Annotated in this window: 16 protein-coding genes; 6 read left to right on the forward strand and 10 right to left on the reverse strand. The window is 38.8% G+C overall.

Translation table 11 applies throughout. From position 1 onward, the window contains the following. Window positions 1-147 precede the first annotated feature (147 nt). From rpmI to ACIR131C_RS0114045, 4 genes are all read left to right on the forward strand, one after another. A complete protein-coding gene (gene rpmI, locus ACIR131C_RS0114030; RefSeq protein ID WP_028090710.1) occupies window positions 148-345 on the forward strand; it encodes a 50S ribosomal protein L35 in 198 nt (65 codons plus the stop codon). A gap of 20 nt (window positions 346-365) precedes the next feature. Further along, window positions 366-722: a 50S ribosomal protein L20 gene (gene rplT / locus ACIR131C_RS0114035; RefSeq protein WP_028090711.1), complete on the forward strand. Its 357-nt coding sequence runs from the start codon at window positions 366-368 to the stop codon at window positions 720-722. 108 nt (window positions 723-830) lie between these two features. Further along, a complete protein-coding gene (locus tag ACIR131C_RS0114040) occupies window positions 831-1616 on the forward strand; it encodes a transporter substrate-binding domain-containing protein (RefSeq protein ID WP_035372112.1) in 786 nt (261 codons plus the stop codon). 87 nt (window positions 1617-1703) lie between these two features. Then, on the forward strand, window positions 1704-2228 hold the full coding sequence (locus ACIR131C_RS0114045; RefSeq protein ID WP_028090713.1) for a tetratricopeptide repeat protein: 525 nt from the start codon (window positions 1704-1706) through the stop codon (window positions 2226-2228). Between the two features lie 789 nt (window positions 2229-3017). On the opposite strand, the gene ACIR131C_RS0114050 is transcribed toward ACIR131C_RS0114045, so the two are convergent. Next, window positions 3018-3938 (reverse strand): histone deacetylase family protein, encoded by a 921-nt coding sequence (locus ACIR131C_RS0114050; RefSeq protein ID WP_028090714.1) that lies wholly within the window; start codon window positions 3936-3938, stop codon window positions 3018-3020. Between the two features lie 271 nt (window positions 3939-4209). Here ACIR131C_RS0114050 and ACIR131C_RS0114060 point away from each other — a divergent pair, with 271 nt between their 5' ends. Then, window positions 4210-5313 carry an aromatic ring-hydroxylating oxygenase subunit alpha gene (locus tag ACIR131C_RS0114060; RefSeq protein WP_028090715.1) on the forward strand — a complete coding sequence of 368 codons (1104 nt, stop codon included), beginning with the start codon at window positions 4210-4212 and terminating at the stop codon, window positions 5311-5313. 144 nt (window positions 5314-5457) lie between these two features. Here ACIR131C_RS0114060 and bioF read toward each other — a convergent pair whose 3' ends face one another. From bioF to ACIR131C_RS22755, 9 genes are all read right to left on the reverse strand, one after another. Beyond that, window positions 5458-6630, reverse strand: coding sequence for an 8-amino-7-oxononanoate synthase (gene bioF, locus ACIR131C_RS0114065; RefSeq protein ID WP_028090716.1), 1173 nt, complete (start codon window positions 6628-6630; stop codon window positions 5458-5460). Between the two features lie 135 nt (window positions 6631-6765). After that, a complete protein-coding gene (locus ACIR131C_RS0114070) occupies window positions 6766-7170 on the reverse strand; it encodes a GNAT family N-acetyltransferase (protein WP_028090717.1) in 405 nt (134 codons plus the stop codon). A gap of 168 nt (window positions 7171-7338) precedes the next feature. Beyond that, window positions 7339-7746, reverse strand: a complete 408-nt coding sequence (locus ACIR131C_RS0114075; RefSeq protein ID WP_028090718.1) for a hypothetical protein — start codon at window positions 7744-7746, stop codon at window positions 7339-7341. Between the two features lie 177 nt (window positions 7747-7923). Next, window positions 7924-8892: a protein translocase subunit SecF gene (gene secF, locus ACIR131C_RS0114080; RefSeq protein ID WP_028090719.1), complete on the reverse strand. Its 969-nt coding sequence runs from the start codon at window positions 8890-8892 to the stop codon at window positions 7924-7926. Continuing rightward, window positions 8889-10301, reverse strand: coding sequence for a protein translocase subunit SecD (secD, locus tag ACIR131C_RS0114085; protein ID WP_028090720.1), 1413 nt, complete (start codon window positions 10299-10301; stop codon window positions 8889-8891). The genes secF and secD overlap by 4 nt, the downstream gene beginning before the upstream one ends. A 125-nt stretch (window positions 10302-10426) precedes the next feature. Continuing rightward, window positions 10427-11410 (reverse strand): alpha-ketoacid dehydrogenase subunit beta, encoded by a 984-nt coding sequence (locus ACIR131C_RS0114090; protein ID WP_028085510.1) that lies wholly within the window; start codon window positions 11408-11410, stop codon window positions 10427-10429. 310 nt (window positions 11411-11720) lie between these two features. Then, on the reverse strand, window positions 11721-12713 hold the full coding sequence (locus ACIR131C_RS0114095) for a DnaJ C-terminal domain-containing protein (protein ID WP_028090721.1): 993 nt from the start codon (window positions 12711-12713) through the stop codon (window positions 11721-11723). A 228-nt stretch (window positions 12714-12941) separates the two neighbouring features. Further along, entirely contained in the window at window positions 12942-14987 is a 2046-nt protein-coding gene (gene dnaK / locus ACIR131C_RS0114100) for a molecular chaperone DnaK (protein WP_028090722.1), read from the reverse strand. Window positions 14988-15247: 260 nt separating this feature from the next. Next, window positions 15248-15586, reverse strand: coding sequence for a hypothetical protein (locus ACIR131C_RS22755; RefSeq protein WP_231395465.1), 339 nt, complete (start codon window positions 15584-15586; stop codon window positions 15248-15250). Between the two features lie 211 nt (window positions 15587-15797). Between ACIR131C_RS22755 and ACIR131C_RS0114110 the strand changes: the two genes are divergently transcribed. Further along, a complete protein-coding gene (locus tag ACIR131C_RS0114110; RefSeq protein ID WP_028085505.1) occupies window positions 15798-16232 on the forward strand; it encodes a DUF29 family protein in 435 nt (144 codons plus the stop codon). The last annotated feature ends 200 nt before the right edge of the window (window positions 16233-16432 follow it).

Below are 16432 nucleotides of genomic sequence, written 5' to 3' on the forward strand. Positions count from 1 at the left end.
ATAATAACATTAGTGTAAACTAAAATTTTTGCCTTGTCAAGTCCTGAAGTAGAATATTTTGGGAATCCTTGCCGATATTGCCAATGGGACATACAATTTGGCTTTTCTCGTATATAATAGTAGATTGTGTTGAATTAAAGCCATCTCATGCCTAAACTAAAGACTCGCAAGGCTGCGGCCAAGAGATTCCGCGCCACTGGTAGCGGTAAAATTGTCCGCCGTAAACCTTTCAAAAACCACTTATTAGAACATAAATCTTCTAGCAAAAAGAGCAATATGTCAAAAATGGCCGTTGTTCATGAACGGGACGAAGAAAATGTGCGCTTAATGCTTCCATATTTGTAAAAAAACACAGGTAATAAGATATGACTCGGGTAAAACGCGGTAATGTAGCTCGTAAACGCCGCAATAAAATTCTCAAATTAGCTAAAGGTTTTCGTGGTTCTCATTCCACTTTGTTTAGAACTGCTAATCAACAGGTAATGAAGGCGCTAAGAAGCGCTTACCGCGATCGCAAAAAGAAAAAGCGTGATTTTCGTCGTCTGTGGATAGCACGTATTAATGCGGCTTCCAGACAACACGGTTTAAGCTACAGCCGTTTAATTGGAAATTTGAAAAAGGCCAATGTGGAACTAAACCGCAAAATGTTGGCGCAATTGGCAATTCTTGATCCGGCAAGTTTTGCTAAAATTGCAGAATTGGCACAATCGGTTAACGGATAAAGGTGGCAACGGATGAATAACGGATGTAACAAATGGCCACCTCGGAAAATTGAAAATTAAAAATTAAGAAGTTTTTTGCAGTTTTTAATTGGAGTAAAACCCTGGGCAATGATGAAGAAGTTACATCTGGTATTATCCGCTACCTTGTTATGGATTGTGTGCCTATTTTTTTTAGGTGGCGACTTGACTGTATCTGCGGGAACAATGGCGGAAATTCAGCAGCGAGGCTATCTAAATCTAGCAGTTAAGGATAACCTCCGTCCTCTAGGTTTTAGGGATAATCAAGGCAATTTACAGGGGTTAGAAATTGATTTAGCCAAACGTTTAGCCAGTGATTTATTAGGGAAAGCCGATGCTGTGAAATTGCAACCAGTAGCTAATAGCGATCGCTTACCTGTAGTATTTAATCAGCAAGTTGATTTAGCTGTCGCTGGGGTGACAGCAACAGCATCACGTTCTCGCATTGTTAGCTTCAGTGTTCCCTACTATTATGATAGTGGGGGAATAGTTACAAAAAATACATTTATTCAAGAATTAAAAGATGTAGGAAACCGGAAAATAGCAGTTCTTAACCACTCTAGCACTATTTCTTACTTAAAATATTTTACACCATCTGCTCAATTAGTTGCTGTCAATTCCTACGGACAAGGGTGGGAAAAAATAGAAAATAATCAAGTAGATGGTTTTGCTGCGGATTTTAGCGTTCTTAGTGGTTGGGTGCAAGCATATCCTCAATATCATATACTAGCAACTAAATTATCAGCAGAACCATTATCTGTAGTTATGCCCAAAGGATTGCAATATGATGAATTAAGACGTAAAGTGAATGAAGCCATTGCCCGTTATACAGTTACAGGTTGGCTCAAAGAAAGGATAGAATATTGGGGATTGTAGTAATTAATCAATTAAGATCCCTAACTTCTTCAAGAAGTCGGATATCTATGACCTAACACATTTTAATTTAATCAGTATTTGTAGAAAATGGATAACAATTTAGTCATCATTTATCTTTCAACTTTTGTTGGTTTACTCGCATTTGCTGGTGTGAGTGTTTTTCGTCAAGTATTCAAAACTCGGAAACTTGAAAGCTCCCTGAACAAGTTAAAAAACAAATTAACTAAAGAAAAAGGCACGGCTCAAGAATATTATGAATTAGCTAGTATTTATTCAGAAAAAAAAGTATTTAGCCAAGCCATAGTCCTATTTCAAAAAGCTCTAAAAGCAGCCGAAGAAGAGGGAGAAGAATCTATCGCTCCTATTTACAACGGCTTGGGATATGTTTATTTTGCTCAAGAACAATATGATTTAGCAATTCGTCAGTATAAAGAAGCTATCAAATTGAACCCAGATTATATATCAGCCCTAAATAATCTCGGACACGCTTATGAAAAGAAAAAATTGAATGCTCAAGCTTTAGAAATGTATGAAGCTACTCTCAAATTAGCACCTAATAACGCCGTTGCTAAACGTCGGGCTGAGTCTTTGCGTCGCTTAGTTTCTGTTTAGTTCTATGGTGCTATGAATTTCTCGTTATCTGTCTGTGAGAATCTCAGTTAGGGGTTAGAAAACACTTCTCAATAGACAAAACCCACCTGGGTGGGTTTCAAAAATGAAATTACTTTCTGGTGAGGTACAAAAATTCAGAATTAAACGCAGATAAATGCAGATAAACGCAGATAAACGCAGATGATTATGTTTATGGTGACAGGTTGTAGATCAGATTTCGGCTATGAAACTAAATACTATCAGACTTTTCACACCTGTCCCTAGTTTGAAGCGTATTTTTAGCTGTCTCGCGTTTTTTCAATTGTTTCAATCACTGCTAAACCTATACTAGAAAATGTCGTTAGTATAATTATTGATGCGAAAAAAGCAGTGGTTAGCATCTGGAGTGCTTGGTCAAAAAAAATATAGGTGGTCATTTGTTCACCTTCTGAACTTTAGATAGCTACTGGTACTTTTTATGAAATTCCCAGTAATTATATCTTAACAAAACTTTAGCTCTTTCATGACATGATGACAAAGTTTTATTACGAAAGATTTGATAATTTTGATAATTTTTAACTATAGGAATCCGGTTTGATTCTGTGAATTTATTTGTGTGGTCAGGGAACAGGGAACAGGGAACAGGGAACAGGGAACACAGGAAGAAAGAGAGAATTGATACCTACTGAGTCTTGTATGGCTACGCCACGCAAGCTATCAAAAATCAAATATTATTCCTATATTTACACATTGTTATTCTCTAGGTAGTGAAGTCTTAAATTTAGTGGAATATGGAGTTACTAAAAAAGACTAACTAATACAGGTTTGAATAGTAGCAATTACTGATTTAGCAAGACTTGGTAAATCATAACCTCCTTCTAAACCAAACATGATTTTTCTGGTTATACTCAAACAATATTCTGTAAATAAACTAAAATCCTCTGGTTGTAAATTCACACTTGCTAAAGGATCATTAGCATTAGCATCATAACCAGCGCTGACAATCAGTAAATCTGGGGAAAAATTATTTAAAAATGGTAATATATGGTTTTCCCATAGGGGTTGATAGACAGTAATATCACTACCAGGAGAAATAGGTAAATTTAACACATTATTGTGTAAACCTTGTTGAGAAGCATCCCCTGTACCGGGATAAGCTGGATATTGGTGAAGGGAAATATAAGCAATTTGTGGGTGAGTTTCGACTATTGCTTCCGTACCATTACCGTGATGTACGTCCCAATCTAGGATAGCAACACGCTTAATTCCTGGTTGTTGTAAAGCGTAAAAGGCTGCAATTGCAGCATTAGAAAATAAACAAAACCCCATACCCGTATCACTGACCGCATGATGTCCAGGTGGACGCGCTAAGACAAAAGCGGGATCTGCTGTATTAAGAACTATATCAACTGCATCCAACCAAGCACTGACGGCTAACAAAGCGACATCATAACTACGGGGAGAGACGGGGGTATCTCTGTCTAAATAACCACCACCGTTAGCAGCGATATTTTTAACTTTGTTAATATAAGTTGTGGAATGAACACTTTCTATGCAAGACATTAAAGAGGGTTTTGATATAACTGGTGTAGGTAGTTTCCAGGTAATCTTTTCCGCAAAACTCGCAGTTTTTAAAGCATCAACTATGGCTGTTAACCGGGCTGGTTTTTCTGGGTGGTAGATTCCAGTTTTGTGGTCTAAAAACTGATCAGAATAAATAACTTGTAACATATTTATACATTTAGTATCTGAAAAATAATGATTGAAGTGTCGGGAAACTTCTGGAAATTATAGCCTTTTCCCAATTACCTATTACCAGCCTCAACAGATATGATAAGTGTTCAACCGGACATGATCTGATTATTGTATCAGATATTATGCCAGTTGTCTAGGTTTTGGTTAATTGTCAATTCATTCTGTGATGGTACTCAAGATAACTGTTTTTTGGGGTTGTTCATGATAGGTATAGACTAACTGCTTCACTGCAAGTAAAACCCTAAACATGAAGACGAATATAGATAATTTTAACTCAGTTCGTAAACCTAAAATTTTCAATCAATCAGCCAGTTTTGTCGAAGGTTGGTATTGGGTATTACCTTCTCAATCTTTATTGGTGGGTGAGGTCAAAGCCGTGACAATTTTGGGGAGAGATTTAGTAGTATATCGTGGTCAAGACAGACGCACAATTATTTTAGATGCTTACTGTCCTCACATGGGTGCAAGTTTAGTTGAAGGTAAAATGGAGGGTAATGAATTACGCTGTGTTTTACATCGGTGGAAATTTGATGCTGAAGGTATTTGTGTTGATGTTCCCAATTTAGATGAACCCATAGCTGTCAAAGCCAAAACTTGGCCAGTAGCGGAACAATATGGCATAATTTGGGTATGGACTGGGGAAACTCCACAACAACCCTTACCATTTGTTTTAGATTGGGAAAATCAGGAATTTGATTTTGTTATTGGTGGGGAATTTAATATTAATTGTCATCCTAATGTGCTACTTCTCCAGGGTATTGATACACAACGAATTAGTATAGTTTATAAATTGCCATTAAAAATAGTTTTGGAGAAACAAGAACTCAATCAAAATGCAATTATTTTTAGTACAATTACCAATATTACTAGTAAGTCATTTTGGTTAAAACTCTACCGTAAGTTTTTTAATAGTTCTCTAAATTACAGTATTTGTTATTGGTATGGAACAACTAGTATAATTTCCTTTGGTAATGATTTCACCCATCTGCACATAATATTTACCACTCGGATCTTATCAGGAGGAAAAACTCAAGGACAAACTTTATTAATGTGCAAAAAACGTAAAGGTATGTTCGGAAAGTTGATTAATAAATTGATACTATGGGTAGGGAAAAGCATGAGCGATCGCTTACTTAAAAATCATGATCAGATATTACAAAATATGCGGTTTTATTTAAAAAATCCTATCAAAGCCGATTTGTCAATTATCCAGTTTATTAACCATTTGGAACGACAAAAACCTCTAAACCATGAAACTTGGTTATTACCAAGAGAAAAGGAAAGGGAGGAAGAAGTGCGTGAAGAGAGAGAAAAACGGGAAAAATGGCGAGATGAATTAGTGAATGACTAAAAATTTTTAATAATATTTTCTTGGCAAGTTTTTATAGCACCAATTCCTTGCCAATTTCTTTACTTTTCGTTACTTATGTCGGTTTTTTCCGTTCACCTACTTAGTTCAAAAAACGTAAGTTACTAGAAAAAGTCCTTTTAGGATTTAGAAATATTCAATAGTTTTGATCACTTCCACCAATTTCTGAATATGTGCTAACTCATGGGTAGCCATCATAGATATTCTAATCCGACTTGTACCCACTGTGGGAGGACGAATGGCTGGGGCAAAAATTCCTGATGCTTGCATTAGCTTTCCTGCTGTTAATGCTGCGGCTGCATTGGGTAATTGAAAACATAATATCGCTGATGCCGTTGGTAATAGTTTTAAGTTAGGTAAATTATCTTCAATTAATTGTTTTAAATAGTTGACATTTTGCCACAATTGCGATCGCCTTTGCGGTTCTTGTTGGACTATTTTTATGGCCGCTAAGGCTGCGGCTGTGTCTGCGGGAGAAAGGGCAGTGGTATAAATCCAACTAGGGGCGCGATTGCGTAAAAAGTCAATTAGGGCGCTGCTACCGGCTACATATCCGCCCAAACTCCCCAAAGCTTTACTTAATGTGCCAATTTGAATTAATTCTCTACCTATACATCCGAAATGTTCTACACACCCAGCACCAGTTTTACCCATGACTCCCGTAGCATGAGCTTCATCTAGCAGTAGCATACAACTAAATTCTGTCGCTAAATCTAGTAGTTGGGGTAATTGACATAAATCACCATCCATGCTAAAAACGCTATCAGTAACTATTAAACAGCGTCGGTAATTTTTTCGATATTGCTGTAAATTTTGCAATAGTGCTGCCATCCCACTGTGCGGATATTCCATCACCGTTGCACCGCTGAGAATTGCCCCTTTTTTGAGGCTGGAATGGTTAAATTGATCAGCTAAAATTAAGTCTCTTTTACCGACTATAGCCGCAATTGTACCTAGATTTGCCAAATAACCGGAGCTAAATACTAATGCGTCTTGGGTTTGTTTGCTAGATGCTATTTCCCGTTCTAATTCTCTGTGTAATTCTCGATGGCCACTGAGTAATCTAGAACCTGTACTACCAGTGCCAAATTCTTGAATAGCATTAATAGCGGCTCTTTGTAAACGTTGATCACCTGCCAGTCCTAAGTAATCATTACTAGCAAAATTAATCACCTCTCGCCCAGATAATAACACTGTTGCACCAGGACGGCTGTGAATAGTTTCTACGGAACGATACCAGTCAGCCTGGTGAATAGTGGACAGAGATTCGTTTATCCAGGCATAAGGATGATTATTCATGGTTTAAATCGTTTAATTTATCAAGATTCTGAGGACTTACGCATAAGTTAGGGAATAATAAACCACAAAGGAGCAAAGAACAGGAAGACAAGACAGTTTGAGAGGTATTTTGCGTAGGTGGTAATTGTCAATATTTTATAAAACCATTGTCGTTGTTTTATTCACCTGAAAACCAATCTTTTCATAAAATTTTTGTTGGTGAGTAGTCATTAAGTATACACGCTCTACTTTTTGCATTCGGGGATGATTTAAAACTGTTTCTATTAACTTGCTCCCTAGTCCATTACCTTGATAATCTGGATGAATGACAACATCCCAAATTGTAGCGCGATAGATGCCGTCAGAGGTTGCTCTAGCAAAGCCAATTAATAATTCTTTATCCCACACGGAAATAACAGGTTCACTGTTAGCAATAGCTATAGCCAAATCTTTTATATTTCGTCCTTTTGCCCAAAAAGCAGCAATATCAAACAATTCTTGAAGTTGACAAATATCAATATCACCAAGACTTTGACTAAATTGAATTTGAGAATATTTCATCTATGATTATCCAATTATCACAATATATTTGCTTCTGTTATGACATATTTTCCTGAAAATTACTAAGGCTGTATATGTATATGCAACATTTCAATTAAAAATTAAAAAACTCCCTTTCATTGCTATTACCTATTACCTATTACCTATTACCTATTACCTATTACCTACTCACTTACAAACCCACTTCCATAGAGGATGTGTAGATCCTTGTTGACGAATGTGATAAACTTGCTTTTGTAAATGTTCCTGTTCTTTTAATGGTAATCCCCAAAGGATATTACGACTTTGCCAGACTAACACAGAAGTTGTCATAGCAATACACAAGCTTAAACCAAGAGCAGACAGAGGGTGAAAAATCAGCGCGTATCGTAATCCTACCCAGGTAAAATATTCTTGCAATAAATAAATTTCTGTCCGTAAATCCCACAAACAAAAAGGCGCGATAGTTAGCCACAAAAAGCCAGCAAATAACCATCTACCATATACTGTTAGCAGATGTAATTTGTGTATTTGTTGAGCAAAATCAGGGTCTAAGGCTAATTGTTCCCCCTCAAATGGTACTTCAGGTTTATCCATAGGAATGGTAATGGTATAGCTTGTGTCTACAAAATCTCGTTAATCTCGTTCCCATTCTCCGACTAGGAACAAGTGATCAATAAATTAGACATCTCCAGAAATTAAATATGCTTGGTCCCAAACCCTTGTAGGAACAATTCATGAATTGTTCCTACATTCTTTTCTGGAGATGTTTATTTAACTTTCTGGGGAACTGATAGGGGTTTGGACTGAGTAATTTTGACTACGTTCTCGCCACCAGATCAGCAGTGTACTAGCAATGAAAATGCTAGAATAAGCTCCCATAATAAAGCCCACAATTAAGGCTAAAGAAAAATTATGCAGTGTTTCTCCACCAAAGAAGAAGATAGCAGTTAATGTCAGTAGAGTTGTTAAAGTAGTATTAATGGACCTACTTAAAGTTTGGTTAACAGCATCATCAACAACATCAGCAATTGGTTGTTCAGGATGAAGTTTAATCGTTTCTCGAATCCGGTCATAAATAACAACAGTATCATTAACAGAGAAACCGGTGATAGTCAGCAAAGCCACGATAAACAGACTATCTACTTCAACGCCGAAAACCAAGCCTAAAATCGAGAAAACCCCAGTTGTAATCAAAATGTCGTGAAACAAGGCTACAATGGCAAATACAGCGTAATCCCATTGAAATCTGACAGCCATGTAGATAGTAATTCCTATAAAGGAAACTATCAAAGCCAAGACCCCGGAAGTAAATAACTCCTTTCCTAAAGTTGCACCAACGGAGTCATCTTGATTTTTTTGCGGGTCGAAAGCGCCAATTTTTTCACTGAGAGCATTTTGGAGATTGATACGCTCTTCGGCTGCGAGTGTTTTCGTGCGGATAGTGATACCATTTTCCTGGCCATTTTCCGAGATTAATTGGATACTACTATCACCAAGACCCTGAGATCTAGCCACCTCTCGCACAACATTGATATCTATGGGTTGGTCACAATTACCAATTTTGCCACAATCTCGCACCAATTGCAACCTTGTACCGCCAATAAAGTCTAAACTAGGACGCAAAGGGGCTTTAATATTGGGATTTAAAGAAGATATCACCATGGAAATAATTCCACTGAGGATAATAACGCAGGAAATAGTCCACCATGTACCCCGTGCTTTGTTAATATTTAATCTCATTGTGCCACTCCTGTCTTATTTATTACTGGCACATTAGGAGCATAAAGTTTGCTGTTCCGCAAAGAGGGAATGGAAATAACTAAAAACATCAATGTGCGACTACAAGTAATTGCAGTAAACATACTTACCGCTACACCTAAAGCTAATGTGAGCGCGAAGCCTTTTACTAGTCCTGAACCCAACCAAAATAAAGCAGCACAAGCAATCCAGGTAGTAACATTACTATCTAAGATACTAGAAAAAGCGCGGTAAAAACCGGATTCTACAGAACGATACAGAGATTTACCAGCTTGTAATTCTTCCCTAGTGCGTTCAAAAATCAAGACATTAGCATCAACAGCCATACCGATACTGAGAATAAAACCAGCAATTCCGGGTAAGGTGAGGGTGACACTCAGTAAACAGAAAGCAGCCCAAGTGAGTAGGGAGTAAATTAATAGTGATATATTGGCGATCATTCCTGGTAGTCTGTAGTACAATACCATAAATATTAATACTAAAGTTAGACCGCCAATACCAGCATAGATACTTCTTTGAATACTATCTTTTCCTAGAGTAGCGCCTACCGTTCTTCTTTCTGCAATTTCCACGGGAACGGGTAATGCACCACCGCGCAACTGTACCCCTAAATCATTCGCTTCTTGGGCTTGAAAACGACCTGTAATTACCGCAGAACCGCCTGTAATCCCAGTAGCAGCAAATTCTACTCCCACAGTAGGTGAACTAATCAGTTCATTATCGAGGAAAATACCGATACTGCGACCAGTTCCCGCTAGGTCTTTTGTCAGCCCAGCAAAGAGTTCACCACCCTTTTGATCAAAACGGATGGCCACGTCCCAATTATTGCCTTGAGTGGGCTGTCCATAGGCATCCTGGAGATATTTACCAGTAAGAGGTGGGTTGGTACTTTCAAACAATTCTGCTACCGCTTGATTATTTTGATCGAACTCTTGTTTATTGGTATTAATTGCAGCTTGATCTTTGGTCTTTTTCAACTCTTCCCGCTTGGTTTTTAGGTTGTTTTTTATTACCTGTAAAGCTATAAGTTGAGCTTCTGTATTTGGTTTTTGGATACGGAACTCTAACTGTGCTGTACCACCTAATATTCGTTCTGCTTGTTCTGGGTCATTGACACCAGGTAATTGTACTAAAATTTTATCTGTACCCACGGTTTGAATTACAGGTTCAGAAACACCTAAACCATTAATTCGTCCTTCGACCACTTTTTTCACAGCTTCCAATTCCCTTTCGGTAATTTGGGGAATTTCCGCTGTTGGTTTCACCTGAATGGTAAGCTGAGAACCACCCCGTAAATCTAATCCCAGGGGTACAGGAATTTTGACAATTACCGTAATGGCGGCAATTACCAAGACTATAATTAATGCTAATAGCGATCGCTGTTTTTGCATACAATGACTCACAACTGACAAAGGTTATAATAACGCTCTTTTTGTCGGTTGTGAGCAAAAGTTTGGGGTAGTCAGTAGTCGGCGGTCAGTGGTTCATAAGTAATCAAACAACTGTCAACTGTCACCTAAACTCGCAAAGCGACCATTTTCTGGACTGCTTCGATGATTTGCTCTGGTTGAACAATTGTCAGGCGTTCCAGATTACCATTGTAAGGAGTGGGGATATCCTGGGAAGAAAGACGCAATACAGGAGCGTCTAATTCATCAAATAAGCGGTCATTAATAGAAGCGGTTAATTCCGCACCAATACCCCCAGTTCTCATACACTCCTCCACAACGATAACGCGGTGAGTTTTGCGAATTGATGCGCCAATAGTGTTAAAATCGAGAGGTTTGAGAGAAATTAAATCAATAACTTCTGGATCATAACCTTGTTTTTCCAAAGATTTCACAGCTTGTAAAACATGGTATCGCATCCGTGAATAAGTTAAAATTGTCACATCCTTACCTTTACGGACAACTTCAGCCTGGTCAAGGGGGAGGACATATTCTGTTTCTGGTAAATCTTCTTTTAAATTATAAAGTAAAACGTGTTCAAAAAATAACACTGGGTTATCATCGCGGATAGCTGCTTTCAGTAAGCCTTTAGCATTGTAAGGGGTGGAACAAGCCACAATTTTTAAACCAGGAACAGCTTGAAAATAAGCCTCTAGACGCTGGGAATGTTCCGCACCTAATTGTCTCCCCACACCCCCAGGACCACGAATGACCATAGGGATTTTAAAGTTACCACCGGAAGTATAGCGCAACATACCCGCATTATTAGAAATTTGGTTGAAGGCCAGGAGCAGAAAGCCCATGTTCATTCCTTCAATAATAGGACGTAACCCGGTCATAGCAGCCCCTACAGCTATTCCAGTAAAGCTATTTTCCGCAATAGGGGTATCTAAAACTCGCAAATCACCATACTTTTGGTGTAGATCTTTAGTAACTTTATAAGAACCACCGTAGTGTCCTACATCTTCACCCAAAACGAATACTTTGGAGTCGCGGGACATTTCTTCGTCAATAGCTTCCCGCAGAGCGTTGAAAAATAGTGTTTCTGCCATTTAGACCTTTATTGCAATTTATCGTTATAGAATTTTATCGTGCCATTGTCCCAAATACCGTCAAGCCTAGCACTGTTGTTGATCACTAGGGTTAATTCTTGATCATCAATTGTCAGCACCTAGTGGTAGAAAACTCATGATATCTGACTTAAACAATAATTGCACGCAAAAATAGCATTAGTGAAAATTAAATCTTCGTCCTTTCAAATCCTATCTATTGAAATGTTGGGTAACTTATGTCATTTTTATATGAAGCATTGATTTGTCTGCGGTTAATGATCCTGTGTGTTTTTTTGGCTTAATTTTTGGCTTAAATTAAATCAGCACGAGGTTTAAAAGTTTCTATTTCTCTTAATTTCTCATAAAGTTCCCGTTCTTGAGGACTAATATTTTTTGGGGTTACTATCTGAATTTCCACTAGTTGATCACCACGTTGACCATTTTCAACTGGGTAGCCTTTATTACCAAGACGAAATCTTTGTCCAGACCTGACACCAGGGGGAATAGTCATTTTCACTGGACCATCAAGGGTGGGTGCTTCAACTTGTCCGCCCAATGTTGCTTCACTGGGAGTTACAGGTACTTGACAGAAAATATTAGCACCTTCTAGCTTAAACAAAGGATGAGGATCAACGGTGATTTTTAAGTATAAATCACCACCACTAATTCCTTGATTGCGGAGGCGAATAGTTTGACCTGTCACCATGGCTGGGGGCATAGTCACTTCGAGCGATCGCCCATCTTCTAAGCGTATTCTTTCATTACCACCTTGATAAGCCTTCTCCAGAGGTAAGGTTAATCTAGCTTCAATATCTCGACGGTTAGCACGAGGGGGAGTATTAACCGTATATGCAACTTTAGTTCTAGGACTGCGAAAGGGGTCGCTAGTGGTGGTATTTTCCGAACTGCTTTTCGGTTCTTTGCGGTTGCTAACACCAATTACCTGATTCACAAAACTTTCAAAATCGCTAAATTGGCTGGGGTCTACATCTTGACTGGAACGGTCATTAGTGCGGTTATTCCAACCTTTAGACTTGGGAGTTTGTTTATTACCTGTAAAACCGTTTTGTTGCCAATAGCGGCTAAATTGATCATATTGCGATCGCCTGCTAGAATCAGAGAGGATTTCATAAGCCTCACCAATGGTTTTAAATTTTTCCTCTGCTTCCTTATTGCCAGGATTGAGGTCGGGATGATATTGTCTAGCTAAACGACGATAAACCTTTTTAATTTCTTCACTGGAAGCATCTTTAGGAACTCCTAAAATCTCGTAATAATCCCGAAAATTTTGCAAATTTTGCATAATCTGTTATTTAAATGTTAGTTTAGTGGTCAGTTGTTAGTTGTCAGTTGTTAGTTTAGTGGTCAGTTGTCAGTTGTCAGTTGTCAGTTGTTAGTAGTTAGTTGTTAGTTGTCAGTGGTCAGTTGTCAGTTGTGCTTATACTTATTAATGACGCTACAAATATTGAAAATTAGATTTTAGATCAAAGATACTGAATCCAAAATCCAAAATCCAAAATCTAAAATTACCTTATAGCCAATCATCATCATCATCCCAATTATCCTGGTAGCTGGGACGTTTAGTGCGGGTGGGACGTTCATAATTGGGAGAACGATTTTCTCTCCCATAATCTCTGTTAACACCTCGGTTAGATGAATTTCGTTCCCGATAATTATCTCTGTAAACATCTCGTTCCGGTTCTTTTTCACCAGCAAAGATGTCACGGATAGCGCCAAATAGATCATCATCTTCATCTTCAGCATAATACTGACGGACTTCTCTATTCAGTTCATAAAGAGCATCTTGTAAATCAGCATAAGCCTGATCAATACCCCGATCTTCATCAGCTTGTAAACTTTCCCGTAAATTGCGACAAATATTATCAATGCGTTGACGACGGTTACGAGCGAATTGCATTCCCATTTCTAACGCTAGTTCGCGTAATTGCCGTTCTGCTTGTAATATTAAAGCTTCAGATCGGGTACGTTTTTCAACTCGTTCTTTCCGTTGTCTATCAACATTGGCGTATTTTTGAGCATCCTGAATCATTCTATTAACTTCGGACTCGCTTAAAGTAGAAGCGCCTTGAATGGTGATGCTTTGTTCCCTGCCCGTGGTACGATCTAAAGCTGTTACCTGTAAAATACCATTAGCATCAATATCAAAAGATACTTGAACTTGGGGAATACCTCTTGGTGCTGGGGGAATACCATAAAGTTTAAACCGTCCCAAAGACTTGTTATCTGTGGCCATGTCCCTTTCACCCTGAACCACGTTGATTTCTACGCTGTTTTGATTATTTTCGGAAGTAGAAAAGATGTCAGAACGACGCACTGGGATCGTTGTATTCCTTGGTATAAGTTTTTTCATCACACCGCCAATAGTTTCCAAACCCAAAGACAGTGGTGTAACATCTAACAGTAGGATATCCTTAGTTTCACCCGCGAGAATACTGCCCTGAATAGCCGCACCGACAGCGACAACCTCATCAGGATTAACGTTTTCGCTGGGTTCGATGCCAATTAAGTCTTGTACTAGCTGTTTTACCATAGGCATCCTAGTAGAACCACCGACCAAAACAACTTCCTCAATATCTACGGGAGAGAGTCCGGCATCCTTTAATGCCCGCTTTACTGGTGTTCTTAATCTACCTAACAAGTCTACACATAAACCTTCAAATTGCGATCGCGTCAAGCGGCTTTCTAGGTGTTTTGGACCATCCTCCGTGGCAGTAATAAAAGGTAAATTAATATCAGTGACGCTGACTGCCGAAAGTTCTATTTTAGCCTTTTCTGCGGCTTCCATTAGTCTTTGCAACGCTTGGCGATCGCGTCTTAGGTCTACCCCTTCTGCTTCTAAAAACTGTTCCGCCAACCAATCAACCACTTTTCTATCAAAATCATTACCACCGAGTTGAGTATCTCCACTAGTAGCCTTAACCTCAAATACGCCGTCCCCCACTTCCAGAATGGATACATCAAAAGTTCCCCCACCCAAGTCAAAAACGAGGATAGTTTCCATATCACCTCGATCTAATCCGTAAGCCAAAGATGCGGCTGTGGGTTCATTGAGAATGCGTAAAACATCTAAACCTGCAATTCTACCTGCGTCACGGGTAGCTTGACGCTGAGAATCATTAAAATAAGCCGGAACAGTAATCACAGCCCCGGTAACAGGTTCACCCAAATAACGACTAGCATCATCAGCTAATTTTTTCAACACCATGGCCGAAATTTCTTCCGGGGAAAATTCCTTATTCAGCCGAGGACAAGCAACTTTAATATTGCCAATTTCATCTTTACGGATAGTGTAAGGAACACGCTTAGAATCCGGGTTTAATTCCCCATATTTGCGCCCAATAAAGCGTTTTACCGCAAAAAAGGTATTTTGGGGATTAAGGACGGTTTGCCGTCTAGCCATTTGCCCTACAACCCTTTCACCTTCTTTACTAAAGCCAACTACGGAGGGGGTTGTTCGCATTCCTTCTGCATTGGCAATCACCACCGGCTTGCCACCCTCCATGACGGCGACTACTGAGTTGGTTGTACCCAAGTCGATGCCAACTACCTTGCCCATGCGTTACTCGTCTCCCGTTGCGTGTTTTGTAGATTTATTATGATATAATAAGGCTGATTTTGGCTTAGTGCTAAATTACAGCAAATTGTCATCAAACCCGTAACAAAAACCCCACCCCCAACCCCCTCATCGCTTGCGGGGAGGGGCTAAGATGTAGATTATATGATTGGAAATCGCTGTAGGTCAATAATAAAGCGGAATGTGGGTTAAATGGTTCAAGTTTTTTCTAACTCAATTTAAAATAGGCGAACCGGAAGTAATTACTTATCTGATACATGATACAGTGAACTCGTCAAAGACCGACTACCCCAACTGCATTTTTCTTGTTTCTTTTTTAGTGGTTTATATCGCTGGCAAAAGCCTTTGTAGCGTTTGGCACATTCATCCAAAGAGTTACTTAACTCCAAAAAAGCTGGATGCCATTGTGTCAAACCATCCTCAGTCAACTGCTCATAAGTTCCATAATTACTAAAATCATAAAAAAAGCCTTGTTTCATTCCTGCTGCAGCCGGATTAGCATGAATATAACGCAATGTACTTAAAGCATGAATGTTTATCCTCCATAGCAAAACCAGCACTGTAATATCGTGCTTTGTCAAAAATGCCCCCGTCGTTTGAGAATACGATTAAAACACATTGCTGTAAGATTAACGCAGATTCTCGAAAAAAGTCAATTGCGATCGCCGCATCTGTTGTATAAAGGTTATTATAGGCGATCTGAAGGTCAGTGTAGCGATCGGCTCTTATCTTAATGGATATAGTAACTAATGCTATAACTACTATATATCCCATTCTCACATCACTAAAGATATGGAAGAACTTTTGACATTAAGGGAATTACTACTTAAAGGTGATATGACTGGAGCTTTGGCAATTGTTGACGAATTAGAAGAAATGAGCAGAGACGATAAAATCAACAACATTCGTAGCTATGCAGTAATTCTGCTTATGCATCTAATCAAGCAAAAAGCAGAAAATCGCACTACGAAATCGTGGGAGCTATCAATTCGCAACTCTATACGCGGTATCCAAACCAAAAACCAGCGACGTAAAGCTGGCGGAACATACCTCAATACCGATGAATTACGCCTAGCAATTTCCGAAGCTTATACAGAAGCAGTTGATCGCGCCTCCTCAGAGGTTGAGGAAGGACGCTATGAACCCCATGAGTTAGCCAAACTAGTCAACCGTCAAGAGATATGCGATCGCGCCATGATTTTAATCTCTACAAATCTAGAAATTTAAACTGGGTGTTAAGGATTCTAATGGGAGCTTAGGCGATTCAGAAGGTCAGCGTAGCGATCGCCAATACTACAAATAATACATACCATATATTTAAACATTGGCAATAAATTCTCCTACTGTTAACCCAGCAGTTCGTATCACCTGAGTTCGATGTAAGAGAATAACTTACAAGTGTTGACTGGAAAGAGTTTCAGGATTAA

Origin of the sequence: Dolichospermum circinale AWQC131C, from assembly GCF_000426905.1 — a bacterium.
Classification (GTDB): Bacteria; Cyanobacteriota; Cyanobacteriia; order Cyanobacteriales; family Nostocaceae; genus Dolichospermum; species Dolichospermum circinale.